This is a genomic window from Microbacterium sp. SD291 (assembly GCF_017355365.1).
GTDB lineage: Bacteria > Actinomycetota > Actinomycetes > Actinomycetales > Microbacteriaceae > Microbacterium.
Genome location: NZ_JADIJR010000005.1, coordinates 83,813 through 109,671 on the forward strand (window position 1 = coordinate 83,813; position 25,859 = coordinate 109,671).

Below are 25,859 nucleotides of genomic sequence, written 5' to 3' on the forward strand. Positions count from 1 at the left end.
GCGTCATATCGGCCGTGTAACACCGATCTCACGGCGCGGATCGGCGCGCGTGAGCTTCCCTGAGCGTCCGCGCGGAGCCGATGTCCGTGGCCCCTCGTAGACTTGTCCGGTGCCCATCGTCCCCGTTGCAACCCCAGGAAAACTCAGTGTTCGCGGTGCCCGCGTCCACAATCTGAAGAATGTCGACATCGACATCCCGCGCGACTCCCTGGTCGTGTTCACCGGGCTGTCCGGATCGGGGAAGTCCAGCCTCGCCTTCGACACGATCTTCGCGGAGGGGCAGCGCCGCTACGTCGAATCGCTGAGCGCGTACGCGCGCCAGTTCCTCGGCCAGGTCGACCGGCCGGACGTCGATTTCATCGAGGGTCTGAGCCCTGCGGTCTCGATCGACCAGAAGTCAACGAACCGCAACCCGCGTTCGACGGTCGGCACGATCACCGAGATCTACGACTACATGCGTCTGCTGTGGGCGCGCATCGGCATCCCGCACTGCCCCCAGTGCGGTGAGAAGATCCAGCGCCAGACGGTGCAGCAGATCGCCGATCAGCTGATCGAGCTGCCCGAGCGCACCCGGTACCAGATCGTCGCCCCGATCGTGTCGCAGAAGAAGGGCGAGTTCGTCGACCTCTTCCGCGAGCTCGGCGCCAAGGGCTACTCGCGCGCCATCGTCGACGGCGACCTGATCCAGCTCTCCGAGCCGCCGACGCTGAAGAAGAGCTACAAGCACGACATCGCCGTCGTCGTCGACCGGCTGGTGGCCGCCGACGACATCCTCGGCCGCGTCACCGACTCGGTCGAGACCGCGCTCGGCCTCGCCGGCGGCGTGGTGCAGGTCAACCTCGTCGACGAGGAGGGCGACGACGCCTGGCAGACGTTCTCGGAGAAGCTGGCGTGCCCGAACGGCCACGCGCTCACACTCACCGAGATCGAGCCGCGGACCTTCTCGTTCAACGCGCCGTTCGGCGCGTGCCCTGCGTGCTCGGGTCTCGGCACCAAGATGTCCGTCGACGTCGACCTGATGCTCGGCGACGAGGAGCTCTCGATCCGCGAGGGCGCCATCATCCCCTGGACGACACAGGGCAAGGGGCTCTTCCAGTACTACGAGCGCCTGCTCGAGGGCCTCGCGTCCGACCTGAACTTCTCGCTGGACACCCCGTGGCAGGACCTCAGGGTCGACGTGCAGGAGGCGATCCTCCGCGGCGACGACTACAAGGTCACCGTGAAGTGGAAGAACCGGTACGGCCGCGAGATGCGCTACGCCTCCGGCTTCGAGGGCGTCGTGCCCTACATCGAGCGCCAGTACACGCAGGCCGAGTCCGACACGCAGCGCGCCAGGTGGGCGGAGTACCTCCGCGAGGTGCCGTGCCCGGTCTGCGACGGCAACCGCCTGAAGCCCGAGGTGCTCGCTGTACAGGTGCACGGGCACTCGATCGCCGAGGTCTCGCACCTCAGCCTCGCCGACGCCCGCGACTTCATGGAGACGCTGACGCTCACCGACCGCGAGGCGAAGATCGCCGCCCAGGTGCTGCGCGAGATCCGCCTGCGGCTCGACTTCCTGCTGCAGGTCGGCCTCGCGTACCTCAACCTGAGCCGCTCCGCCGGCTCGCTGTCCGGCGGCGAGGCGCAGCGCATCCGCCTGGCGACTCAGATCGGCTCGGGGCTCACCGGGGTGCTGTACGTACTGGACGAGCCGTCGATCGGACTCCACCAGCGCGACAACCGCCGTCTGATCGAGACGCTGCTGAAGCTGCGCGACCTCGGCAACACGCTCATCGTCGTCGAGCACGACGAGGAGACCATCGAGTCCGCCGACTGGGTGGTCGACATCGGTCCGGGCGCCGGCGTCAACGGCGGCGAGGTCGTGCACTCGGGGCCGTACTCGGCGCTGCTCGCGGAGCCCGCGTCGATGACGGGGGAGTACCTGTCGGGCAGACGTGAGATCCCCACGCCGAAGAAGCGGCGCAAGCTCGACCGGAAGCGGATGCTGAGCGTCGTCGGCGCGCGCGAGAACAACCTGAAGAACGTCAGCGCGGACTTCCCGCTCGGCGTCCTCACCGCGGTCACCGGGGTCAGCGGCTCCGGCAAGTCGTCGCTGGTCAACGACATCCTCTATCAGGTGCTCGCATCCCGGCTCAACGGGGCGCGCACCGTGCCGGGCAAGCACACCAGGGTGTCCGGGCTCGACAACCTCGACAAGGTCGTGCACGTCGACCAGGCGCCGATCGGACGCACGCCGCGATCCAATCCGGCGACCTACACCGGCGTGTTCGACCGCATCCGCACGCTCTTCAGCGAGACGACCGAGGCCAAGGTGCGCGGCTACCAGCCCGGGCGCTTCAGCTTCAACGTGAAGGGCGGCCGGTGCGACGCCTGCTCCGGCGACGGCACGATCAAGATCGAGATGAACTTCCTCCCGGACGTGTACGTCGACTGCGAGGTCTGCCACGGCAAGCGGTACAACCGCGACACCCTGTCCGTGCACTACAAGGGCAAGAACATCGCCGAGGTCCTCGAGATGCCGATCGCCGAGGCCGCCGAGTTCTTCGAGCCGATCCAGGCGATCCACCGCTACATGAAGACCCTGGTGGACGTCGGCCTCGGCTACGTGCGACTCGGCCAGTCCGCCACGACCCTCTCCGGCGGTGAGGCGCAGCGCGTCAAGCTCGCGACAGAGCTCCAGCGTCGAAGCAACGGGCGCAGCATCTACGTGCTCGACGAGCCGACCACCGGCCTGCACTTCGAGGACGTGCGCAAGCTCCTCGAAGTGCTCAACGGACTGGTCGACAAGGGCAACACGGTCATCGTGATCGAGCACAACCTCGACGTGATCAAGTCAGCGGACTGGGTCATCGACCTGGGCCCCGAGGGCGGATCCGGCGGCGGCGAGATCCTCGCGACCGGCACTCCGGAGCAGATCGCCAGGGTGGAGGAGAGCCACACCGGACGGTTCCTCGCGGAGGTCCTCGGCACTTCGACAGGCTCAGCGACCCAGACAGGATCTGTCCGGAAGGCCAGCTGATGGCCGACGTGCTGCCGTACAGGCCGCGGACGGGGGAGATCCCCACCGACCCCGGCGTGTACCGGTTCCGCGACGCCGAGGGGCGCGTGCTCTACGTCGGCAAGGCCAAGAACCTGCGGCAGCGGCTGTCGAACTACTTCGCGCCGCTGCGCACCCTGCACGAGCGCACCAGGCGGATGGTGACCACCGCGGCGTCCGTGGAGTGGACGGTGGTTCCCACCGACGTCGACTCGCTGCAGCTCGAGTACATGTGGATCAAGGAGTTCGATCCGCCGTTCAACGTGCGGTACAAGGACGACAAGTCCTACCCGTTCATGGCGGTGACCCTCGGCGACGAGGCGCCGCGGGTCATCGTCACCAGGAACCGGAAGATCCCCGGCGCGCGGTACTTCGGGCCCTACCCGAAGGTCTGGGCGGTGCACGAGACCATCGACCTGATGGTCAGGGCGTTCCCGATCCGCACGTGCAGCGACTCCAGCTACCGGCGCGCCATGCAGACGGGCAGGCCGTGCTTCCCCGGGCAGATCGGCAAGTGCGGCGGGCCCTGTTCGATGACGGTGAGCATCGAGGAGCACCGGGCGATGGTCGACGACTTCATCGCCTTCATGGCGGGCGGGGACGAGCGGTTCACCCGGGACCTGACCAGACGGATGCTGGCGGCATCCGCGGCGATGGACTACGAGGCGGCAGCGAGGTATCGCGACAAGCTCTCCGCGATCGAGGCCGTCCTCGGCAAGAGCGCACTCGTGCTGGCCGCCGACGAGGACGCCGACCTCTTCGGGATCGCGGAGGACGAGCTCGCCGCAGCCGTGCAGCACTTCGTGATCCGCGGTGGTCGCGTGCGCGGTGTCAGGGCGCTGACGATCGAGAAGGAGCTCGACATCTCCACCGCTGACCTGGTCGATCACGTGCTGCAGCGCGCATACGGCGAGGACCAGGACGTGCCAAGGCGCATCCTCGTGCCGACGCTCCCCGACGACGCGGCGGAGCTCGAGGTGTGGCTCCGGGAGCGCCGCGGCAGGAAGGTCGAGATCGCGGTCGCCCAGCGCGGCCAGCGCGCCGACCTCATGCGCACCGCGACGCTGAACGCGCAGCAGGCGCTGATCCGGCACAAGACCCGCCGCACCAGCGACTACGTGGCCCGCACACAGGCGCTCACGGATCTGCAGGACGCACTGGGTCTGACCGAGGCGCCGCTGCGCATCGAGTGCTTCGACATCTCGCACCTCGGCGGTACCAACGTCGTCGCGTCCATGGTCGTGTTCGAGGACGGCCTGCCGCGCAAGGACCAGTACCGGTCGTTCAACATCGCCGAGACGACGGACGACACCGATTCGATGTATCAGGTGCTCCGCCGCAGGCTCGCCCACCTCGACCGCCCGGAGCCGGAGGAGGAGCCTTCCTCCGCCGAGACGGGGGAGGAGATCGAGGGCGCACCCAGGAGAAAGCCGCGGTTCGCCTATCCGCCGCAGCTGCTCCTGGTCGACGGCGGCCAGCCCCAGGTGGAGGCCGCGGCCAGGGCGCTGCGCGACGCCGGCCACACCGAGATCGCGGTGTGCGGCATCGCGAAGCGGCTGGAGGAGATCTGGCTTCCCGGGGAGGACTTCCCGGTGATCCTGCCGCGCACGAGCGAGGCGCTGTATCTGCTGCAGCGGCTGCGCGACGAGGCGCATCGCTTCGCGATCACGCATCAGCGCAAGCGGCGCCGGAACGACATCACGACAGTCCTCGCGGAGGTGCCGGGTCTCGGGGCGGCGCGCATCAAGGTGCTGCTGAAGCACTTCGGCTCGGTGACAGCGCTGCGTGCGGCGCAGCCGGGGCAGATCCAGGAGGTCCAGGGCATCGGCCCGGTGCTCGCGCTCAGCATCCATACCCATCTCTCCACTCGCTAGGCTGGTACCGCGGGGGAGAGGGAGAGAACGATGACCGAAGGGGAGAAGGGCGAGTTCCTCATCGTCACGGGGATGTCGGGCGCTGGGCGCACGACCGTCGCCAACGCGCTGGAGGACCTCGGCTGGTACGTCGTCGACAACCTTCCGCCGCAGATCCTGCGGCCTCTGCTCGACCTCACCGACATGGGCGGCGGCGCGCTGCCGAAGGTCGCCGCGGTGGTCGACGTCCGCGGACGGAACCTCTTCGACGACTTCCCTGGCGTCGCCCGCGCGCTGCGTTCCCGCGGCTCGGTCAGGGTGCTGTTCCTCGACGCCTCCGATGACGTGCTCGTCCGCCGGTTCGAGTCGGTCCGGCGCCCGCATCCGCTGCAGGGGGACGGCACGCTGCTCGACGGCATCCGGGTGGAGCGCTCCAAGCTCGCCCCGATCCGGGAGGCGGCCGACCTCGTGGTCGACACGTCAGGGCTGAACATCCATCAGCTCGCCACGCAGGTCTCAGAGCTGTTCTCCGAGGAGGGCGCGGCGCGGCATCGCGTCACCCTGATGAGCTTCGGATTCAAGTACGGTCTGCCGACCGACGTCGACCTGGTGGCGGACATGCGCTTCCTCCCGAACCCGTTCTGGAACGAGGAGCTGCGGGGCTTCACCGGCCAGGACGATGCGGTCAGGGACTACGTGCTGTCGCGCGAGGGCGCCGCGGAGTTCCTCGATGCGTACTCGGCAGCGCTCACGCCCGTGCTGGAGGGGTATCAGCGTGAGAACAAGAGCCATTCGACGGTCGCGATCGGCTGCACCGGCGGCAAGCACCGCTCCGTCGCGATGGCGGAGGAGCTGGCCCGCCGGCTCGCCACGGTCCCCGGGGTCGCCGTGAACGTGCGGCACCGCGACCTCGGCAGGGAATGATCTGCGCGAGCGGCCGGGTAAGCTGGACGTTTGCGCCGCGATCCGGCGCGTGAGCGCGAAGGAGTCTCGTGGCACTAACCACCGACGTCAAGGCTGAGCTGGTCAGCATCCGCAATGCACCCCCCACTGTGCGCGTCGCGGAGGTCACGGCGATCCTCAGGTTCGCCGGCGGCCTGCATTCGATCGCCGGGCGGGTCGCGGTCGAGGCCGAGGTGGATGCCGAGGTGCTCGCGCAGCGCGTGGCCCGCGACCTCGCGGAGATCTACGGTGTGCGTCCCGAGATCGCCCAGGTGCAGTCCAGCACCGCGAACGACGGTGCCCGCTGGGCCGTCCGCGTGATCGCCGCGGGCGAGACCCTGGCTCGCCAGACGGGCCTCCTCGATCAGCGCCGCCGGCCGGTGCGCGGCCTGCCCAACCGTCTCACCACCGGCTCCCGGGCCGAGGTCGCCGGTCTCTGGCGCGGCGCCTTCCTCGCGGCGGGCTCGCTCAGCGAGCCCGGCCGCTCGGCGATGCTCGAGGTCTCCTGCCCCTCGTCGGAGGCCGCGATGGCGCTCGTCGGCGCAGCGCATCGCCTGGGCGTGGCCGCCAAGGCCCGCGAGGTGCGCGGGATGCCGCGAGTCGTCGTGCGCGAGGGCGAGGCCATCCGCACGGTGCTCACCGAGATGGGCGCCCAGAAGACGGCCGTGGCCTGGGAGGAGATGCGCCAGCGCCGAGAGGTCCGCGCCGGCGTCAACCGCCTCGTGAACTTCGACGACGCGAACCTGCGGCGATCCGCCCAGGCGGCCGTCGCCGCGTGCGCCCGCGTCGAGCGGGCACTCGAGATCCTCGCCGACGAGGTCCCCGATCATCTGAAGGTCGCGGGGGAGCTGCGTCTCGCCCACCGCGACGCGAGCCTCGACGAGCTCGGGCACCACGCCGACCCGCCGATGACGAAGGATGCCGTCGCCGGCCGCATCCGCCGCCTGCTGGCGATGGCCGACAAGCGCGCGCAGCAGGAGGGCATCCCCGGCACGGAGGCGGCCGTGCCGGTGGGACTCGACGTCTGACGCGTCGGAGAGCTCCGCGACCCGCGATTCCCGAGAAGAGCCGGCCCCTGACGGGGCCGGCTCTCTTCGTCATACGGCGGAAGGTTCCGGTCCGTGCGCGCGTTGTCGTCAGTAGGATGAAATCGTCTGCTCCGCATCGCACCTCGGTGGTGCGGAGGATCGGCAAGCGCCGCGGCGCGGCGCGGATTGGATGAAAAGCGACATGGCTACCTACACGCTCCCTGACCTTCCGTACGACTTCGCTGCCCTCGAGCCGCACATCAGCGGGAAGATCATGGAACTCCACCATGACAAGCACCACGCGGCCTACGTCGCCGGCGCGAACGCGGCTCTCGACGGTCTCGCGGAGGCGCGCGACAGCGGCAACCTGGCGAACGTCAACAAGCTCGAGAAGGACCTCGCGTTCAACCTCGGCGGTCACGTGAACCACTCCATCTTCTGGACCAACCTGTCCCCGAACGGCGGCGGCGAGCCCGAGGGCGAGCTGCGTGCCGCCATCGACGAGTTCTTCGGGTCCTTCGAGAAGTTCCAGGCGCACTTCACCGCCAACGCCATGGGCATCCAGGGCTCGGGCTGGTCGGTGCTCAGCTGGGACTCGATCGGCCAGCGCCTGATCATCCAGCAGCTGTTCGACCAGCAGTCGAACACCGCGCAGGGCACCGTGCCGATCTTCCAGCTCGACATGTGGGAGCACGCGTTCTACCTCGACTACCTGAACGTCAAGGCGGACTACGTGAAGGCGGCGTGGAACATCGCCAACTGGGAGAACGTGGCGCAGCGCCTCGTAACAGCTCGCGAGAAGACCGCGGGCCTGCTGGTACTGTCGTAAACAACGGGCGTCCTGATGGGCGATATGCCCGTCAGGACGCCGTTGTCCGTGAAATCCGTAAGAATCACGCACTCCCACCCTTAAGAACCAGGAGACTTTCGTGTCTGTCAAGATCGGTATCAACGGCTTCGGTCGTATTGGACGAAATTACTTCCGTGCTGCCCTCGAGCAGGGAGCTGACCTCGAGATCGTCGCGGTCAACGACCTCACGGACAACAAGACCCTGGCCCACCTGCTCAAGTACGACTCCGTCGGCGGCGTCCTGAACGCGGAGATCAGCTACGACGAGGACAGCATCACGGTCAACGGCAAGGCGATCAAGGCGTTCGCGGAGCGCGACCCCGCGAACCTGCCCTGGGGCGAGCTGGGCGTCGACATCGTCATCGAGTCGACCGGCTTCTTCACCAAGGCGGATCTCGCCAGGAAGCACATCGATGCCGGCGCGAAGAAGGTCCTGATCTCGGCACCGGCGACCGGTGACGACCGCACCATCGTCATGGGCGTGAACGAGGAGACCTACAACCCGGAGACGGATCACATCATCTCCAACGCCTCCTGCACGACCAACTGCCTCGCGCCGCTGGCGAAGGTCTTCAACGACGCGTTCGGCATCGACCGCGGCTTCATGATGACCGCCCACGCCTACACCGCCGACCAGAACCTGCAGGACGGCCCGCACGGCGACCTGCGTCGCGCGCGTGCCGCGGCCATCAACATCACCCCGGCCTCCACGGGCGCTGCGAAGGCCATCGGCCTGGTCCTGCCGGAGCTGAACGGCAAGCTCAGCGGCTCCTCGTACCGCGTCCCGGTCCCGACCGGCTCGATCGTGGACCTCACGCTGATCACCGAGCGTGAGAACCTCACCGTCGAAGAGGTCAACGAGGCGTACAAGGCCGCTGCCGCGGATGGCCGCCTCGCCGGCTACCTGCAGTACAACGAGGACCAGATCGTCTCCAGCGACATCGTCCACAACGCGCACTCGTCGATCTTCGACGCGACGCTCACCAACGTCAGCGGCAACCTGGTCAAGGTCTCCAGCTGGTACGACAACGAGTGGGGCTACTCCAACCGCCTCGTCGACCTGACCGAGTACGTGGCAGAGCGCATCTAAGCTCATACACATGACTCTGCGCACCCTGGACTCTCTGGGTTCACTCGAGGGCAAGCGCGTCATCGTCCGTTGTGATCTCAACGTCCCCCTCCGGGACGGGGTCATAACGGACGATGGTCGTGTTCGAGCCTCGCTGCCGACCCTCAACGCACTCATCAACGCGGGAGCCCGCGTCGTCGTGTGCTCCCACCTCGGACGCCCCGACGGCGCCCCCGACCCCCAGTACAGCCTCGAGCCGGTCGCCCAGCGGCTGTCCGAGCTCCTCGGCAAGCCGGTCGCGTTCGCGCGCGACACGGTGGGCGAGTCGGCGCAGGACGCCGTGACCGCCCTCGAGGACGGCGGGGTCGTCGTCATCGAGAACCTCCGCTTCAACGCCGGCGAGACCGCGAAGGACGACGCCGTTCGCGGCGAGTTCGCGGCGCAGCTGGCCGAGCTCGGGGACGTCCTCGTGTCCGACGGCTTCGGTGTCGTCCATCGCAAGCAGGCGAGCGTGTACGAGCTGGCTGAGCTGCTGCCTTCGGCCGCCGGCCTGCTGATCGCCGCCGAGCTCGACGTGCTCGACCGTCTCACCGAGAACCCGGAGCGCCCCTATGCGGTCGTGCTCGGCGGTTCGAAGGTCAGCGACAAGCTCGGAGTGATCTCGCACCTGCTCCCGCGCGTCGACCGCATCCTGGTCGGCGGCGGCATGCTGTTCACGTTCCTCAAGGCGCAGGGCCACCCGGTGGCGGCCAGCCTCCTCGAGGAGGACCAGCTGGAGACCGTGCGCGGCTACATCGCCGAAGCGAAGCGTCGCGGCGTGGAGCTCGTGCTCCCGACCGACGTCGTCGTCGCCGCGTCCTTCGCAGCGGATGCCGCCCACGAGGTGGCGGCGGCGGACGCGATCGAGTCGACCGCGTCCGGCGCGTCCGGCATCGGTCTCGACATCGGCCCCGACACCGCCGCGCGGTTCGCGGAGGTCATCCGCAGCTCGAAGACGGTGTTCTGGAACGGCCCGATGGGCGTGTTCGAGTTCCCGGCGTTCGCGGCGGGGACGAAGACCGTGGCACAGGCGCTGACCGAGGTCGACGGGCTCAGCGTCGTCGGCGGCGGCGACTCCGCGGCGGCCGTGCGTCAGCTCGGCTTCGGCGACGAACAGTTCGGTCACATCTCGACCGGCGGCGGCGCCAGCCTCGAGTTCCTCGAGGGCAAGAAACTACCCGGCCTGGAGGTGCTCGGATGGGTCTGAACGCCCGTACCCCGCTGATCGCGGGAAACTGGAAGATGAATCTCGACCACCTGCAGGCGGTCGCGTTCGTGCAGAAGCTGCACTGGACGCTCAAGGACGCCAAGCACGAGGACGGCTCGGTCGAGGTGGCGGTCTTCCCTCCCTTCACCGACATCCGCAGTGTGCAGACGCTGATCGACGCGGACAGGATCCCGTTCGCCCTCGGCGCGCAGGACATCTCGGCACACGACTCCGGTGCGTACACCGGTGAGGTGTCGGGGGTGTTCCTCGCCAAGCTCGACGCGAAGTACGTCATCATCGGACACTCCGAGCGCCGTGAGTACCACGCGGAGTCGGACCAGGTTGTTGCGGCGAAGACGAAGGCCGCGCTCAAGCACGGTCTCTCGCCCGTCATCTGCGTGGGCGAGACCGCCGAGGACCTGGAGAAGTTCGGCGCCAGCGCCGTTCCTGCCGGCCAGCTGGAAGCAGCCCTTCAGGGCCTCGCGAAGGACGCGGACATCGTCGTGGCCTACGAGCCGGTCTGGGCGATCGGATCCGGTCAGGCGGCGACTCCGCAGCAGGCGCAGGACGTCTGCGCGGCGCTGCGCACCGTGATCGCCAAGGTCCTCGGTGACGAGGCCGCCGCACGCACCCGCATCCTCTACGGCGGGTCCGTCAAGTCCGCCAACATCGCGAGCTTCATGCGCGAGCCGGATGTCGATGGAGCACTGGTCGGCGGTGCGAGTCTCGTCGTCGACGAGTTCGCCGCGATCATCCGCTTCGAGAAGCACGTCGGCGTCTGAGTGCAGCGGGGCTGCGGCCCCGCTGCACCGTATACTTGACGCTTACCGGGGCAGTCCTGCCCCAGCGAAAGGCTCTACCTCGTGGAAATTCTCGAGTTCGTCCTGCAGGTCCTGCTGGGTATCACCAGCGTCCTGCTGACCCTCCTCATCCTGCTCCACAAGGGTCGCGGCGGCGGCCTGTCCGACATGTTCGGCGGAGGCATGTCCTCGGCCGTCGGCTCGTCCGGTCTCGCTGAGCGCAACCTCAACCGCTTCACCGTCGTGCTCGCACTCGCATGGTTCGTGGCGATCGTCGCACTCGGTCTCATCACGAAATTCGAGGTGATCTGATGGCCACCGGCGGAAACGCGATCCGGGGCACCCGCGTCGGCTCTGGCCCCATGGGCGAGCAGGACCACGGCTACCACGCCGACCGCATCGCGGTCTCCTACTGGGACGGCCTCGGCAACGAGACGGTCCGCTATTTCGCGGCAGGTCTTCCCGAGGAGGAGATCCCGGAGACGATCGATCACCCGCAGACGGGTCTCCCGGCCGGACGCGACAAGGAGAATCCTCCTGCTCTCGCCAAGACCGAGCCGTACAAGACGCACCTCGCCTATGTGAAGGAGCGCCGCACGGACGAGGAAGCGGTCCAGCTGCTGGAGGACGCGCTCACGCAGCTGCGTGAGCGCAGGGGTCAGTGACCTCGATCTGACGTCGAAGAGGCCGCCGCGAGCATTCGCGGCGGCCTCTTCTGCACCCGGTCTCGGTGGTCAGCCGCAGCCACCCGCGGTCACCGGCATCCGTTCGCGGCGTCGATGTAGGACTGCGGAGGGTACCCGTACGCCCACACCCCGTTGGCGTCATCGGTGAAGCCCATGCTGATGGCCCAGGCCGTGGCCCATTTCTCGATGCTGTCCTGGGTCGACGAGTCGTAGAGGTCCTCACATTTCACGCTGATCGCGTGACCGACCTCGTGTGCGACGAGGGACTTGCTGCGGATGGACGGCCACTGCTCGGCCACCGAGTCCGACAGCTCGATCAGCGCGCGATCCGGCTCGTCCCACCACCAGGTGGTGAGGCCGCCCATGCTGCCGTTCTCGCCCGCGCCGTTCACGATCCGGTTCCAGTCGAACTCCAGCAGCACCCCGGGTGCCAGCGAGCGTGCGAAGGTCTCGATCTCCAGGCGGACCCGCTCCAGCGGCCCGGCCTTCTCCGCGAGCTCCGCCTGCTCGGACGCGAGCACCTGGGCCGCCGCTGTCTCGAGCGTGAGGAACGAGTCAGCCGCAGCCTGATCGAGCACCGTCGCAGACGAGACCACGGCCGCGGCGTCGCGCAGGGCGATGACCTCGTCGTTCCCGGCGGAGAGATGGGCGGACTCGAAGCCGGCGGCGGATGCCGAGGCCGTCGCGAGCAGCGCGACACCGGCCTCGTCCACCTCATCGCCCGAAGCCGCGATCGAGTCCGACGCGTTCTCCAGGTCCTGCTCCAGCCGGATCACCTGCGCGCGCTCGGCGTCGAGCCGACCGGATGCGGGGAAGAGCTCCCAGAACCACAGCGGCTTCTCCCCGGCGGAGGGCACCTCTTCGGCGACGGCGCCGTCCGCGGCGGAGGCGACGGCCTCGGCATCCGTGAGCGCGACGGCGAGCGAGTCTCCGGTCGCCGCGTCCACGAGCGTTCCGGAGTCGCTCTCAAGGATGAGGTCGGCGATGTCCGCCGCCGCTTTCAGCTGATCGTTCGCGCCGCGCACCTGCGTGGACGTCGTGATCGCCGATCGCGCGGCGTCGTCGAATGCGGCTTCGGCGTCGTCGTAGCCGAGACTCGCGCCGACCTGCACGGCAGCGAGGGCCGCCACCACGGCGATTCCGGCGAGCAGACCCAGCACGAGACCGGTGCGCCTCCTGCCCCGCCGCCGAGGCGGAACGGCATCCGCACCGGAGAAGCGGGACGGGAGTCCGTGATCACCGAGCCCTGCGGCGTCGCTCATCGGCGCGGACATTCGTGGTGCACCTCCGGGTCGACGCGTGAATGACTCGACTCTGCCAGATGAAACGACGAAGGCCCTCGCATTCCTGCGAGGGCCTTTCGAAGCCGAGGGGCTGACGAGAATCGAACTCGCATCATCTGTTTGGAAGACAGAGGCTTTACCACTAAGCTACAGCCCCGGATCGGGGCCTCAGAGGTCCCGCACCGACTCTTCAATCATAGCGGACAGTCGGAGGTGCTCCCGTCCGTTAGACTCTACGGGGCTGAATCCGCATGCGGATTCCCCGGGGCGTAGCTCAGTTTGGTAGAGCGCCCGCTTTGGGAGCGGGAGGTCGCAGGTTCAACTCCTGTCGCCCCGACACGGCTTCTTCGAGCCCGACAGCCGCGGTTCAGCGCGGAGACCACAAGGAGAACACACCAGCATGGCGAACAGCACCGTCGAGAAGCTGACCCCGACCCGGGTCAAGCTCAGCATCACGGTCACCCCGGACGACCTCAAGCCGAGCATCGCTCACGCGTACGAGCACATCGCTCAGGACGTCCAGATCCCCGGCTTCCGCAAGGGCAAGGTCCCGGCTCCGATCATCGATCAGCGCATCGGACGTGGCGCCGTCATCGAGCACGCCGTCAACGAGGGCCTCGACCAGTTCTTCCGCCAGGCGGCCGCTGAGCACAAGCTGCGCGTCGTCGGCCGTCCGGCGGCCGAGATCACCGAGTGGCCGAACGAGAAGGACTTCTCCGGAGACCTGCTCGTCGACATCGAGGTGGACGTCCGCCCCGACATCGAGCTCCCGTCCTTCGACGGCATCACGGTGACCGTGGACGCCGTCGAGGCCGACGAGGCCGCACTCGATGAGGAGCTGGAGCGGCTGCGCGCGCGCTTCGGCACGCTCGTCCCGGTCGACCGCCCCGCGGCGAAGGGCGACTTCGTCGAGCTGGACCTCGTCGCCACGATCGACGGCGCCGAGATCGACCGCGCCGAGGGCGTGTCCTACGAGGTCGGCTCCGGCGAGCTGCTCGAGGGCATCGACGACGCGATCGAGTCGCTCACCGCAGGTGAGGACACCACGTTCCGCTCTTCGCTCGTCGGCGGCGACCACGCCGGCTCCGAGGCCGAGGTCTCCGTGACGGTCAAGGCCGTCAAGGAGCGCGAGCTCCCCGAGGCGGACGACGACTTCGCGCAGATCGCCAGCGAGTTCGACACGATCGCGGAGCTGCGTGACAGCCTCGCCGAGCGCGTCGCACAGCAGGGCGTCTTCACGCAGGGCTCGGCCGCTCGCGACAAGCTCGTGGAGACGCTGCTCGAGCAGATCGAGATCCCGGTTCCGCCGAAGCTCATCGAGGACGAGGTGCACAACCACCTCGAGGGTGAGGGTCGTCTCGAGGACGACGAGCACCGCGCCGAGGTGACCGAGGCCAGCGAGAAGCAGTTCCGCACGCAGGTGCTGCTCGACACGATCGCCGAGCAGGCCGACGTGCAGGTCTCGCAGGAGGAGCTCTCGCAGTACCTCATCCAGTCCGCCTCCCAGTACGGCATGGCGCCGCAGGAGTTCGTCGAGGCGCTGCAGTCCTCGAACCAGCTTCCCGCGCTCGTCGGCGAGGTCGCCCGCAACAAGGCGCTCGCGATCGCTCTCGGCAAGGTCAATGTCGTCGACACCAACGGCAAGACCGTCGACCTGTCCGACTTCATCGTGACCGACGACGAGGCTGACGCCGAGGCTGAGGCTCCCGCGGAGGAGAAGCCGGCCAAGAAGGCTCCCGCGAAGAAGCCCGCAGCCAAGAAGGCCGACGACGCTGACGCCGCTGAGAAGCCGGCAGCGAAGAAGCCCGCTGCGAAGAAGGCGCCCGCGAAGAAGGCCGACGACGCTGAGGCAGCGGAGAAGCCTGCCGCCAAGAAGCCGGCCGCCAAGAAGGCTCCGGCGAAGAAGGCTGCCGACAAGGCCGAGTGATCGAACACGATCTCAGGGGAGGGGCGGATGCTGCGGCATCCGCCCCTCTCTCGTGAAGGGACAGCAGGTGATGGGCGGCGACATGGCGAAGACCTGGGATGAGCGCATCGACGAGGTGTGGACGGACGCGTCGGGCGAGGAGGTCGGCGACGACACGATCGCGCGGATCGACGCGCTCGCAGCCGAGCGCGGCAGCGACGACGCGCGAGCCGAGTTCGAACGCGCAGGAGCCAGGGACTCCGCCGGGCGGCCCGCCGAGGCTGTAGAGCTCTACCGCCGCGCGCTCGCGCTTGGTCTCGACGACGAGCACCGGCCGCAGTGCGTCATCCAGCTGGCGAGCTCGCTGCGCAACCTCGGAGAGTACGACGACGCCCTCGCGGTGATCCGCGCCGAGGAGGAGCTTTCCGCAGACGGTCCGTACCGAGACGCCGTGGCCGTCGTCCACGCGCTGATCCTGGCGAGTTCCGGACGCCCTGCGCACGGTCTGTCGGTCGCGCTCCTGGCACTGGTCCCGCACCTCCCGCGCTATCACCGCTCGATGACGGCGTACGCCCACGAGATCGCAGAACTCGACGCCTGATATGCCGACGGCGAACACGACCTGAGCGTCGCGTCGTCGCCGGTAGATTCGAATCACTGAAACACGGAATCAGGAGCTGACATGGCTGCAGAACCCCTCCTCGCGACGAGCGTCTTCGACAGGCTGCTCAAGGATCGCATCATCTGGCTCGGCTCAGAGGTGCGTGATGAGAACGCCAATGAGATCTGCGCGAAGATCCTTCTTCTTGCCGCAGAGGACTCTGAGAAGGACATCTACCTGTACATCAACTCGCCCGGTGGCTCGATCACCGCAGGCATGGCGATCTACGACACGATGCAGTTCGTCCCGAACGACATCGTGACCGTCGGCATCGGCATGGCCGCTTCGATGGGCCAGCTCCTGCTGACCGCCGGCACCAAGGGCAAGCGCTACATCACGCCGAACGCGCGGGTGCTGCTGCACCAGCCGCACGGCGGCTTCGGCGGAACCTCCAGCGACATCCAGACGCAGGCCCAGCTCATCCTCTCGATGAAGAAGCGCCTCGCCGAGATCACCGCCGCGCAGACCGGCAAGTCGGTCGAGCAGATCAACGCCGACGGCGACCGCGACCGCTGGTTCACCGCCGACGAGGCGCTGGAGTACGGCTTCGTCGATCACATCCGCGAATCGGCCACCGACGTCATCGGCGGCGGCGGAACCGACCAGGACAGCAAGTAGACGGAAAGCGAAAGGACTCTCATGTACACACCCACCTTCCGCGCCGCCGGCAACCTGCCCTCCAGCCGCTACGTTCTCCCGCAGTTCGAGGAGCGCACGGCATACGGCTTCAAGCGCCAGGACCCGTACAACAAGCTCTTCGAGGATCGCGTGATCTTCCTCGGCGTGCAGGTCGACGACGCGTCGGCCGACGACGTGATGGCGCAGCTCCTCGTCCTGGAGAGCCAGGACTCCGAGCGTGACATCACGATGTACATCAACTCGCCCGGTGGCTCGTTCACCGCGATGACGGCGATCTACGACACGATGCAGTACGTCGCGCCGCAGATCCAGACAGTCGTGCTCGGCCAGGCGGCATCCGCCGCTGCGGTGCTGCTCGCGGCCGGTGCGCCGGGCAAGCGACTGGCGCTGCCGAACGCGCGTGTGCTGATCCACCAGCCCGCCATGGGCGAGGCGGGCCACGGCCAGGCCTCCGACATCGAGATCCAGGCCGCGGAGATCCTCCGCATGCGGACGTGGCTCGAGCAGACGCTCGCGTCGCACACCAAGAAGTCCGCCGAAGAGGTGAACCGCGACATCGATCGCGACAACATCCTCTCTGCGGAGGCGGCCCTCGAGTACGGGATCGTCGACCAGGTGCTCACCACGCGCAAGCGCGTCTGAGCTGCGGTCACCGAAGGGCGCCGGTCTTCTCGACCGGCGCCCTTCGTCGTACCCCGGCGGATGTGCAGCGGGTCGACGCTAGACTGCTCATATGAGCAGGGCGATGCGCGAACGCGCCCGACGGCCTACTCTGGAGATGAAGGAGGATGCCGTGGAAGAAGAGCTGGTCATGGTCCGGGTCGCAGAGCTGTACTACGACGAGGACAAGACGCAGGACGAGATCGGCGCCCTCCTGAAGATCTCCCGCTGGAAGGTCGGCCGACTCCTCACGCAGGCACGCGAGCGCGGCATCGTGCGGATCGAGATCGTCCACCCGCGGGCGCGACGGCTCGGTCTCGAGCGACAGCTCACCGATCTGCACGGACTCTCCGCCGCGATCGTCGTCCCGGCACCCGAAGGCGATGAAGGCACGCTCGAACGGGTCGCGCAGGCCGCCGCCGACTTCCTGACGGCCATGCGCCCCGTGCCGCGCACGCTCGGCGTGAGCTGGGGGCGGACGCTGCGCGCCGTCGCCGAGGCGCTGCCTGACGGCTGGGCCACCGGGGTCGGTGTCGTGCAGCTGAACGGGGGCGTGAGCCTCAACCGGCGCTCCGGCGGAGCGGCAGGGCTCGCAGTCACGATCGCGCAGCGCGCCTCCGGGCAGGTCTCCCTGCTCCCGAGCCCGGCGATCCTGGAGCGCGTCGAGACCAAGCAGGCGATCGAGGCCGACCGCACTGTGGCGGCCGTGCTCGAGGAGGCGGCGCACGCGCAGGCCTTCCTGTTCACCGCCGGCCCCTGCGACGCCACGTCGGCCCATGTCGAGAACGGATACCTGACGGCATCCGACGTCGAGGAGCTGGCCCGCCGCGGCGCCGTCGGCGATGTCCTCGGACGCTACATCGATGCGGACGGCAACATCGTCGATCCGCAGCTCGACGCCCGCACCGTGGGCGTCGACCTCGGCCGGCTGCGCGCAGCTGACCGCGCCATCTTCGTCACCGCGGGTGCCGCCAAGCACGACATCGCGCGTACAGTCGTGACCAGCGGCCTGTGCACCGTCCTGGTGACCGACGAGATCACAGCACGAGCATTGTTGGAGGAACAGTGACCACCAAGGAAATCAGCCGAAGGGCGACGGTGGACGTCCTGGGCGGCGAGCCCGACGACGCCACCCTCCGCCGCTTCCTGCACGGACTCCCGGGGGTCGACGCGGTCGGTCTCGAGCAGCGCGCCGCCGGTCTCGGCACCCGCTCGATCAAGACCACCTCGAAGGCGTGGGCACTGGACACGATCATCAAGCTGATCGACCTCACCACGCTCGAAGGCGCGGACACGCCCGGCAAGGTCCGGTCGCTGGTCGCGAAGGCGAAGAACCCGGATGCCGGGGATCCCTCCTGCCCGCGGGTCGCGGCCGTGTGCGTGTACGGCGACATGGTCGGCGACGCCGTCGACGCGCTCGGATCGCTGCACGGCGACCCTGACGACGGCCTGATCTCGGTCGCCGCCGTCGCCACGGCGTTCCCGAGCGGGCGCTCGTCGCTGGCCATCAAGCTCGCCGACACGGCGGACGCCGTCGCAGCCGGCGCCGACGAGATCGACATGGTGATCGACCGCGGCGCCTTCCTGTCCGGCCGCTACGGACTGGTCTTCGACCAGATCGCGGCGGTGAAGGAAGCGTGCCGTCGGCCTGACGGGAGCTACGCCTCGCTCAAGGTCATCCTCGAGACGGGCGAGCTGAACACGTACGACAACATCAAGCGAGCATCCTGGCTCGGCATCCTCGCAGGCGGCGACTTCATCAAGACGTCGACCGGCAAGGTGCAGCCCGCCGCGACCCTGCCGACCACACTGCTCATGCTCGAGACCGTGCGCGATTGGCACCGCGGAACCGGCGAAAAGATCGGCGTGAAGCCCGCCGGCGGCATCCGCGCGTCGAAGGATGCGGTGAAGTACCTCGTCACGGTGGCCGAGACCGTGGGCGAGGAGTGGCTCCAGCCGCACCTGTTCCGTTTCGGCGCATCGAGCCTGCTCAACGACGTGCTGCTGCAGCGCCAGAAGCTCACCACCGGCCACTACTCCGGCCCCGACTACGTCACGATCGACTGATGCTTCGACAGGCTCAGCAACCCAAGGAATCGATATGACATTTCTGGAATATGCCCCCGCGCCCGAGTCCAAGGCGATCCTGAACCTCAGGGACAGCTACGGACTGTTCATCGACGGGGAGTTCGTCGAAGGCTCGGGCAAGAGCTTCACCACGATCTCACCCGCCGACGAGACGCGCATCGCGGAGATCTCCGCGGCGAGCGACGAGGACGTCGACCGCGCCGTCGCCGCCGCGCGCCGCGCCTACGAGAAGACCTGGTCGAGGATGAGCGGACGCGACCGCGGGAAGTACCTGTTCCGCATCGCCCGGCTCGTGCAGGAGCGGGCCCGCGAGCTCGCCGTCGCGGAGAGCCTCGACAACGGCAAGCCGATCAAGGAGAGCCGCGACGTCGACGTGCCGCTCGTGGCCTCCTGGTTCTTCTACTACGCAGGCTGGGCCGACAAGCTCGACCATGCAGGTCTCGGCGCGAACCCTCGCGCCCTCGGCGTCGCCGGTCAGGTCATCCCGTGGAACTTCCCGCTGCTCATGCTCGCGTGGAAGCTCGCCCCGGCTCTCGCCGCCGGCAATACCGTCGTGCTCAAGCCCGCCGAGACGACGCCGCTCACGGCCCTGATCTTCGCGGAGATCCTGCAGCAGGCCGACCTCCCGGCCGGCGTCGTGAACATCGTCACCGGCGCCGGGGCGACAGGTGCCGCGCTCGTGCGCCACCCCGATGTCGACAAGGTCGCCTTCACCGGCTCCACAGGTGTCGGCCGCGACATCGCGCGTGCCGTCGCCGGGACGAACAAGAAGCTCACGCTCGAGCTCGGCGGCAAGGCCGCGAACATCGTCTTCGACGACGCGCCCATCGACCAGGCGGTCGAGGGCATCGTGAACGGCATCTTCTTCAACCAGGGGCACGTGTGCTGCGCGGGCAGCCGCCTGCTCGTGCAGGAGTCGATCCACGACGAGGTCATCGATCGTCTGAAGAGCCGCCTGTCGACGCTGCGCCTCGGCGATCCGCTGGACAAGAACACTGACATCGGCGCCATCAACTCCGCGGCGCAGCTCGCCCGCATCCGCGAACTCAGCGACATCGGCGAGTCCGAGGGCGCAGAGCGCTGGACGGCCGACTGCGTCATCCCCGAGAAGGGATTCTGGTTCGCGCCGACGATCTTCACCGGCGTCGAGGCCTCGCACCGGATCGCGCGGGACGAGGTCTTCGGGCCGGTGCTGTCCGTGCTCACGTTCCGCACGCCGGCCGAGGCCATCGCCAAGGCGAACAACACGCCGTACGGTCTCTCGGCAGGCATCTGGTCGGACAAGGGCTCGCGCATCCTCGCCGTCGCCGACCGGCTCCGTGCCGGGGTGATCTGGGCGAACACGTTCAACCGATTCGACCCGTCGAGCCCGTTCGGCGGCTACAAGGAGTCCGGTTTCGGCCGAGAGGGCGGACGCCAGGGCCTCACCGCCTACATGAAGGGAGCGGCAGCATGAGTCGGCGACTGACTGTGCCGAAGACCTACAAGCTCGCGATCGGCGGAGCTTTCCCGCGGAGCGAGTCGGGCCGCACCTACGAGGTGCTCTCCGCGAAGGGCGCGTTCCTCGCGAACGCCGCGAAAGGCTCCCGCAAGGATGCGCGGGATGCCGTCGTCGCCGCGCGCACCGCAGTGAAGGGCTGGTCGGGGGCGACCGCCTACAACCGCGGTCAGGTGCTGTACCGCGTGGCCGAGGTGCTCGAGGGCCGCCGCGCCCAGTTCGTCGACGAGATCGTCGCGCAGGAGGGCGTCTCCGCAGCAGCGGCGGGCGCGCAGGTCGACGAGGCCATCGACCTGTGGGTCTGGTACGCGGGCTGGTGCGACAAGTACGCGCAGGTCGCGGGCAACGCGAACCCGGTGGCCGGCCCCTACTTCAACATCTCCGTTCCGGAGCCCACCGGTGTCGTCGCGATCGTCGCTCCGCAGGACTCCGCCCTTCTCGGACTCGTCTCGGTCGTCGCGCCCGCCCTCGTCGCCGGCAACTCCGTCGTCGTGATCGCCAGCGAACGGCATCCGCTCTCCGCGATCAGCCTCGCCGAGGTGCTCGCGACGAGCGACGTGCCGGGGGGAGTGGTCAACGTCCTCACCGGCTCGCCGGCTGAGATCGCGCCGTGGCTCGCCTCGCACCAGGACGTGAACGCCCTCGATCTCGCGGGCGCCGGCGACCTGGACTGGGTCGACATGCAGATCGCCGCGGCGGAGACGCTCAAGCGTGTGCTCGCTCCCGGTGAGGTCATCGCATCGCCCGAGCGGATCGGCGCCTTCACCGAGGTGAAGACCGTCTGGCACACCAAGAGCATGGTCTGACCTCGTCCTGGAGTAGCCGGCGCTCCACCTGATCCGCGGCAAGGCCCCGCCCTCCCCGACCGGGCAGCCGGGGCCTTCAGCGGTCTCAGGGTCAGGCGAACATCTGGCGCAGCACGTCGAGGTTCCCGGCGGCGAGCGCCTGCGCGATCAGGTCGGCGTGGGCCGGGTTCGGGAACATGCCGGACAGGCCGTCGGCGAAGACGGCCCGCATGGCATCGACGTCACCGGCGTGTGCCGCGGTGCTCATCGCCTCGATCGCGTGCTGGTAGGGGATCTGCGGGAAGCCGGCGGCCGCGTCGTCCGGCCCGAAGTAGGGCACCCACGGGATCGAGCTGTCCGGGTGGAGGAGGAGCACCTCGCCCGGCTGGATCGTCCGTGTGTGGTTGAGGGTCGCGAACGCCCCCGCGTTCGCGACGCAGAATCGCTCACCGATCGCGAGCAGGGCATCGCCCGGGGCGACGGTGTAGGTCACGACCCGGCCCGCCTCGTCGAGGCCCGCGACACCGGCGGCGAGGTCGCGTGCGCCCCTGTCCACCAGATCGCCGCTCAGGCTCGCACTCATCGAGCCGATGTGGAGCCACCTCGGCTCCTCGCAACCCGCAGGGCTGCCCTTCGGGATGGCCGTGCCGTTGCCGACGTACACGTAGTCGGCGCCGAGCTCATCGAGCATCGCCTGGCCGGTCGGGTCCCCATGTGCGACGCCGGGCTCGGCGGTCTGCTCATCGGCCGGCTCCTCGGTCGCCACGTCGGTTGCCTCCACGGTCGGCTGGAAGATCGCCCACGACGACAACTCGGCGTAGCCGGCCGACATCGTCGGCGCGGCGAGTGCGACGAGGCCGCCGACGACGAGCACCACGACTCCCGTCGTGATCTTGGCGGCGAGGTTCATGTCAACGAAGGTACTGGGAGACTCGGTGCGCGTGAAGGTCCCGCGCGGAATCGGGATCGGTTCGCGTCGTGACTCCCGGATCCGACTTCGCGCCAATGCGTCCGTGTGTCGGATGCACCGGTTAGGCTCGGATGACGATCTCGGCATCCTGAGGAGGACGCGCATGGCCCGTATCGGTGAAAGCGCTGACCTGTTCAAGTGCTCTTTCTGCGGAAAGAGCCAGAAGCAGGTGCAGCAGCTCATCGCTGGCCCCGGAGTGTACATCTGCGACGAGTGCGTCGAGCTGTGCAACGAGATCATCGAGGAGCGGATGGCGGAGTCCTCCGCGGAGGGAACCGCCGACTTCGATCTGCCGAAGCCGCGCGAGATCTTCTCGTTCCTCGAGGAGTACGTGGTGGGGCAGGAGCCCGCGAAGAAGGCTCTCGCCGTCGCCGTGTACAACCACTACAAGCGGATCCGCGCGCACGGCACCCTGCAGCCCGCCGAGCAGAAGGCCGAAGGCATCGAGATCGCCAAGAGCAACATCCTGCTCATCGGGCCGACCGGCTGCGGCAAGACCTATCTCGCGCAGACCCTCGCGAAGCGGCTGAACGTGCCGTTCGCCGTCGCCGACGCCACCGCGCTCACCGAGGCCGGCTATGTCGGCGAGGACGTCGAGAACATCCTCCTGAAGCTGATCCAGGCCGCCGACTACGACGTCAAGCGCGCCGAGCAGGGCATCATCTACATCGACGAGGTCGACAAGATCGCGCGCAAGGCGGAGAACCCGTCGATCACGCGCGATGTCTCCGGCGAGGGCGTGCAGCAGGCGCTGCTGAAGATTCTCGAGGGGACGGTGGCCTCGGTTCCGCCGCAGGGCGGACGCAAGCACCCGCATCAGGAGTTCCTGCAGATCGACACGACGAACGTGCTGTTCATCGTCGCCGGCGCGTTCGCCGGGCTCGAGGACATCGTCTCCTCTCGCGTCGGCAAGCACGGCATCGGCTTCGGCGCCCCGCTGCACGACAAGGGCAAGGACCTCGACCTGTTCAGCGAGGTGCTCCCGGAGGACCTGCACAAATTCGGACTCATCCCCGAGTTCATCGGCCGGCTGCCCGTGATCGCCTCGGTGTCACCGCTCGATCAGGACGCCCTGATCGACATCCTCACCGGTCCGCGCAACGCACTCGTCAAGCAGTACCAGCGCATGTTCGAGCTCGACGGCGTCCAGCTCGAGTTCGAGGAGGATGCACTCCGATCGATCGCCGACCTCGCGGTCGAGCGCAAGACCGGCGCCCGCGGTCTTCGCGCCATCCTCGAGGACGTGCTCGGGCCGATCATGTTCGAGATCCCGTCGACCGACGACGTCGCCAAGGTGATCATCACCCGTGCCGCCGTCGACGATGGCGCCGCCCCCACCATCGTCATGGAGCGCAAGCGCAAGAGCGCGTGACGACGAGTCCCGCGCCCTGGCAGGTCGTCGGCAGCGAGACCGTCGTCGAAGACCGCTGGATCAGCGTGCGCTCGGACGACTGCCGGGACGCCGACGGACGTTCGATCTCGCCCTACTACGTCCTCCAGTACGGTGACTGGATCTCCGTACTCGCACTCGACCACGACGAGAACGCGATCGTCGTGGAGGAGTACCGCCACGGAGCCGGGATCGTCGCACTCGGCACTATCGGCGGAGGAGTCGAGGCCGGCGAGACGCCGTCGGATGCCGCTGCGAGGGAGCTCCTCGAGGAGACAGGCCACGTGGCTGACGAACTCGTCGGCCTCGGTGCTACCTGGGCGAACTTCGGCAGCCACACCAACCGAGTGCACCACTTCCTCGCCGTCGGATGCTCTCACGTCGCCGAGCAGTCACTCGATCACGGGGAGACGATCGCCACGCACGTGCTCTCCCTCGACGGTCTCGGCGAGCACCTCGCGCAGAGCTATCACCAGCTCACCTGGTACAAGGCGATGGAATGGCTCGACCGCTGACCGGAGCGGCGCGCCGGATCGCGACGGCGTTCGCCGTCGTGGCCGCCCTGGTCGTGGCAGGCGCGATCGTCCTCGTCGTCCTCGTCGTCATCGCCACGCAGGACAGGGACGGCGACGACCTCGCCGAAGATCGGGTGGAACAGGTCGCGCAGAGTCTGGCCGACGATCTCAGCCGAATCCGGGAACCCATCGACGCCGAGACGGTGGCCGCCGAGCGGTTCAGGTCGGTCGAGGCGACGGTCGAGCCGCTGTCGTGGAGCGGAGACGGCGATGGAGGTCAGGCGATGATCATCGACGCGCGCATCAGTGCCGCGGTCGCCGCGAACTCGATCGGGGGATATTTCGGGCCGTTCAACTCCGAGGGCTCGGCGGTGATGTGCTACCGGTTCTCGGTCGTCGCCCTGCAGGCGTCCGAGTACGAGGAGATCTCCTGCGAGGGCTTTGCGGAGCCGGCAGCGCCGCCGACATCGAGCCGGCCGAGTGTTCCCGCCGATGCGGCGCAGCGAGTGGAGCGGATACTCTCGACAACGCCGGGAACCGAGCTCGCCGACGCTCTTCGCACCGAGTTCCCCGGAGCGGATTTCACCGTCGACGCGGTCGAAACGCCCGCACAGGAACTGGTCGCGGCGGTGGGAGTGAGCCCGGGGAGCGATTGCGTGCTCCGAGTACTGCTGCCCTCGGGCGAGATCATCGCCCCGTCGTGCGATCGGATCTGGCTCGAACCGGGGGGAGCTCGGCTGCTCCACCGTGCTGTACACATCACCTCCGCGCTGAGCGTATGAAGGGGATGTCGGAGGCCGGGACTAGCGTGACGCCATGCGAAGCTTTCAGCTGTCGATTCCGGACGACGTCGTCGCCGATCTGCGTGCGCGACTCGCTCGCACCCGCCTGCTGCCGGACTCTCCACGGCGGCCCCCGAGCGGCCTCTCGTCGGAGCATCTCCGCGCGCTCGTCGACAGCTGGGCGGAATTAGACTGGAGCGCCCGTGAGCGAGAGCTCAACGAGCATCCGCAGTTCATCGCCGATGTCGGCGGAACGGACATCCACTTCGTCCACCTGCGCTCGGCTCGTCCCGATGCGCCGGCATTGCTGGTCATGCACGGTTGGCCGCACACGTTCGCGCTCCAGCTCGAGTTCGCCCGGCTGCTGCCGGACTTCCACGTCATCCTCCCCAGCATGCCGGGGTTCGCGTTCTCCGCTCCGTACGACGGGACCATGACCGAGGCAGTCATGGCGAACCTGATGCACACGCTCATGACCGAGGTGCTGGGGTATTCGCGCTACCTCACCTACGGCGAGGACATCTCCGCCAATGTGAGCGACCTCATCGCCGCCAGTCATCCGGAGGCGGTACAGGGCATTCTCGCGACGCATGCGCACTTCGGCACCGACTTCGAGCGCGACGCGCTGGAAGACCCCGAGGCGCGCGCCTTCTTCGCGCGTCTCTCGGCTCGTGGCGGACCCGACGGCGCCTACGCGCATATCCAGGCGACCCGCCCCGACACACTCGCGGCCGGAGTGAACGATTCGCCCGCAGGGCTCCTCGCGTGGCTCGTCGAGAAACTGATCGAGTGGAGTGACACGCCCGCGGGCGACCCCGAGTTCGTCGAGCGGAGGATCTCCCGCGACCGGATCCTCACCGAGGCAACGATCTACTGGGCCACGCAGAGCATCGCGACCTCGTTCCGACCCTACTTCGACGGCGGCGAGGACGTGCCCATCCCGCCTGTCGAGGTGCCGGCCGCGGTCGCGATCCAGCGGCATGAGCACGACTATCCGGAGAGCCTGGCCCGCGCGTACTACCGTGACCTTCGCTCTTTCGAGCGGATGCCGGAGGGTGGCCACTTCACGGTCGCAGAGGTCCCGGCAGCCATGGCGGACCGTATGCGCAGTTTCGCGCGTGAACTCCGGTTGCTTCCTGCCTGAGGGACCATGCCGATCGGGCCACGGAAG

Annotated in this window: 24 protein-coding genes and 2 tRNA genes; 23 read left to right on the top strand and 3 right to left on the bottom strand. The window is 68.3% G+C overall.

What is annotated here, in order from left to right; all coding sequences use genetic code 11:
- Nucleotides 1-109 precede the first annotated feature (109 nt).
- The 10 genes from uvrA (at nt 110) to IPV10_RS04570 (ending at nt 11,490) form a co-directional block, all read left to right on the top strand.
- Nucleotides 110-3,019 carry an excinuclease ABC subunit UvrA gene (uvrA, locus tag IPV10_RS04525; RefSeq protein WP_207480870.1) on the top strand — a complete coding sequence of 970 codons (2,910 nt, stop codon included), beginning with the start codon at nt 110-112 and terminating at the stop codon, nt 3,017-3,019.
- A complete protein-coding gene (gene uvrC, locus IPV10_RS04530; RefSeq protein ID WP_207480872.1) occupies nt 3,019-4,911 on the top strand; it encodes an excinuclease ABC subunit UvrC in 1,893 nt (630 codons plus the stop codon). The genes uvrA and uvrC overlap by 1 nt, the downstream gene beginning before the upstream one ends.
- Nucleotides 4,912-4,941: 30 nt before the next feature.
- Nucleotides 4,942-5,814, top strand: a complete 873-nt coding sequence (gene rapZ, locus IPV10_RS04535; RefSeq protein ID WP_207480874.1) for an RNase adapter RapZ — start codon at nt 4,942-4,944, stop codon at nt 5,812-5,814.
- A gap of 68 nt (nt 5,815-5,882) precedes the next feature.
- Entirely contained in the window at nt 5,883-6,860 is a 978-nt protein-coding gene (whiA, locus tag IPV10_RS04540) for a DNA-binding protein WhiA (RefSeq protein WP_207480875.1), read from the top strand.
- A gap of 202 nt (nt 6,861-7,062) precedes the next feature.
- On the top strand, nt 7,063-7,689 hold the full coding sequence (locus IPV10_RS04545; RefSeq protein ID WP_207480877.1) for a superoxide dismutase: 627 nt from the start codon (nt 7,063-7,065) through the stop codon (nt 7,687-7,689).
- A 100-nt stretch (nt 7,690-7,789) separates the two neighbouring features.
- A complete protein-coding gene (gene gap, locus IPV10_RS04550) occupies nt 7,790-8,800 on the top strand; it encodes a type I glyceraldehyde-3-phosphate dehydrogenase (RefSeq protein ID WP_207480879.1) in 1,011 nt (336 codons plus the stop codon).
- 10 nt (nt 8,801-8,810) lie between these two features.
- Complete coding sequence (gene pgk / locus IPV10_RS04555) at nt 8,811-10,025, top strand: phosphoglycerate kinase (protein ID WP_207480881.1); 1,215 nt, start codon at nt 8,811-8,813, stop codon at nt 10,023-10,025.
- On the top strand, nt 10,016-10,807 hold the full coding sequence (gene tpiA, locus IPV10_RS04560; protein WP_207480883.1) for a triose-phosphate isomerase: 792 nt from the start codon (nt 10,016-10,018) through the stop codon (nt 10,805-10,807). Before pgk ends, tpiA begins: the two co-directional genes overlap by 10 nt.
- 81 nt (nt 10,808-10,888) lie before the next feature.
- Entirely contained in the window at nt 10,889-11,137 is a 249-nt protein-coding gene (gene secG / locus IPV10_RS04565; RefSeq protein WP_207480885.1) for a preprotein translocase subunit SecG, read from the top strand.
- Nucleotides 11,137-11,490: an RNA polymerase-binding protein RbpA gene (locus IPV10_RS04570; RefSeq protein ID WP_207480887.1), complete on the top strand. Its 354-nt coding sequence runs from the start codon at nt 11,137-11,139 to the stop codon at nt 11,488-11,490. The genes secG and IPV10_RS04570 overlap by 1 nt, the downstream gene beginning before the upstream one ends.
- Before the next feature lie 89 nt (nt 11,491-11,579).
- Here the strand turns inward: IPV10_RS04570 and IPV10_RS04575 are convergent, their stop codons facing one another.
- Nucleotides 11,580-12,773, bottom strand: a complete 1,194-nt coding sequence (locus tag IPV10_RS04575; RefSeq protein ID WP_207480889.1) for a hypothetical protein — start codon at nt 12,771-12,773, stop codon at nt 11,580-11,582.
- Nucleotides 12,774-12,880: 107 nt separating this feature from the next.
- Nucleotides 12,881-12,951 (bottom strand) — tRNA-Gly (locus tag IPV10_RS04580).
- Nucleotides 12,952-13,057: 106 nt separating this feature from the next.
- Between IPV10_RS04580 and IPV10_RS04585 the strand changes: the two genes are divergently transcribed.
- The 9 genes from IPV10_RS04585 to IPV10_RS04625 all read left to right on the top strand — a co-directional run bounded on the left by IPV10_RS04585 (nt 13,058) and on the right by IPV10_RS04625 (nt 21,052).
- Nucleotides 13,058-13,131 (top strand) — tRNA-Pro (locus tag IPV10_RS04585).
- A gap of 63 nt (nt 13,132-13,194) precedes the next feature.
- A complete protein-coding gene (gene tig, locus IPV10_RS04590; RefSeq protein WP_207480891.1) occupies nt 13,195-14,721 on the top strand; it encodes a trigger factor in 1,527 nt (508 codons plus the stop codon).
- Between the two features lie 82 nt (nt 14,722-14,803).
- Nucleotides 14,804-15,301, top strand: a complete 498-nt coding sequence (locus IPV10_RS04595) for a tetratricopeptide repeat protein (protein WP_207480893.1) — start codon at nt 14,804-14,806, stop codon at nt 15,299-15,301.
- A gap of 81 nt (nt 15,302-15,382) precedes the next feature.
- Nucleotides 15,383-15,979: an ATP-dependent Clp protease proteolytic subunit gene (locus IPV10_RS04600; protein WP_207480895.1), complete on the top strand. Its 597-nt coding sequence runs from the start codon at nt 15,383-15,385 to the stop codon at nt 15,977-15,979.
- Nucleotides 15,980-16,000: 21 nt separating this feature from the next.
- Nucleotides 16,001-16,642, top strand: a complete 642-nt coding sequence (locus tag IPV10_RS04605; protein ID WP_207480897.1) for an ATP-dependent Clp protease proteolytic subunit — start codon at nt 16,001-16,003, stop codon at nt 16,640-16,642.
- Between the two features lie 151 nt (nt 16,643-16,793).
- The gene (locus IPV10_RS04610; protein WP_207480899.1) at nt 16,794-17,729 is read left to right on the top strand and encodes a sugar-binding transcriptional regulator; all 936 of its coding nucleotides are present in this window, start codon (nt 16,794-16,796) and stop codon (nt 17,727-17,729) included.
- Nucleotides 17,730-17,758: 29 nt separating this feature from the next.
- The gene (gene deoC, locus IPV10_RS04615) at nt 17,759-18,727 is read left to right on the top strand and encodes a deoxyribose-phosphate aldolase (protein ID WP_374192218.1); all 969 of its coding nucleotides are present in this window, start codon (nt 17,759-17,761) and stop codon (nt 18,725-18,727) included.
- Nucleotides 18,728-18,761: 34 nt separating this feature from the next.
- Complete coding sequence (locus IPV10_RS04620; protein WP_207480902.1) at nt 18,762-20,204, top strand: aldehyde dehydrogenase family protein; 1,443 nt, start codon at nt 18,762-18,764, stop codon at nt 20,202-20,204.
- Nucleotides 20,201-21,052: an aldehyde dehydrogenase family protein gene (locus tag IPV10_RS04625; RefSeq protein ID WP_207480905.1), complete on the top strand. Its 852-nt coding sequence runs from the start codon at nt 20,201-20,203 to the stop codon at nt 21,050-21,052. Before IPV10_RS04620 ends, IPV10_RS04625 begins: the two co-directional genes overlap by 4 nt.
- Before the next feature lie 91 nt (nt 21,053-21,143).
- Here the strand turns inward: IPV10_RS04625 and IPV10_RS04630 are convergent, their stop codons facing one another.
- Nucleotides 21,144-21,941, bottom strand: a complete 798-nt coding sequence (locus tag IPV10_RS04630; RefSeq protein ID WP_207480907.1) for a hypothetical protein — start codon at nt 21,939-21,941, stop codon at nt 21,144-21,146.
- Nucleotides 21,942-22,104: 163 nt separating this feature from the next.
- On the opposite strand from IPV10_RS04630, the gene clpX reads away from it, so the two are divergent.
- From clpX to IPV10_RS04650, 4 genes are read left to right on the top strand one after another with little or no spacing between them, the layout of a single operon-like run.
- Nucleotides 22,105-23,373 carry an ATP-dependent Clp protease ATP-binding subunit ClpX gene (gene clpX, locus IPV10_RS04635; protein WP_207480909.1) on the top strand — a complete coding sequence of 423 codons (1,269 nt, stop codon included), beginning with the start codon at nt 22,105-22,107 and terminating at the stop codon, nt 23,371-23,373.
- A complete protein-coding gene (locus IPV10_RS16925; protein ID WP_207480911.1) occupies nt 23,370-23,906 on the top strand; it encodes an NUDIX hydrolase in 537 nt (178 codons plus the stop codon). Before clpX ends, IPV10_RS16925 begins: the two co-directional genes overlap by 4 nt.
- Nucleotides 23,891-24,688, top strand: coding sequence for a hypothetical protein (locus tag IPV10_RS04645; RefSeq protein ID WP_207480913.1), 798 nt, complete (start codon nt 23,891-23,893; stop codon nt 24,686-24,688). The genes IPV10_RS16925 and IPV10_RS04645 overlap by 16 nt, the downstream gene beginning before the upstream one ends.
- 34 nt (nt 24,689-24,722) lie before the next feature.
- On the top strand, nt 24,723-25,832 hold the full coding sequence (locus tag IPV10_RS04650) for an epoxide hydrolase family protein (protein WP_207480914.1): 1,110 nt from the start codon (nt 24,723-24,725) through the stop codon (nt 25,830-25,832).
- Nucleotides 25,833-25,859 lie beyond the last annotated feature (27 nt).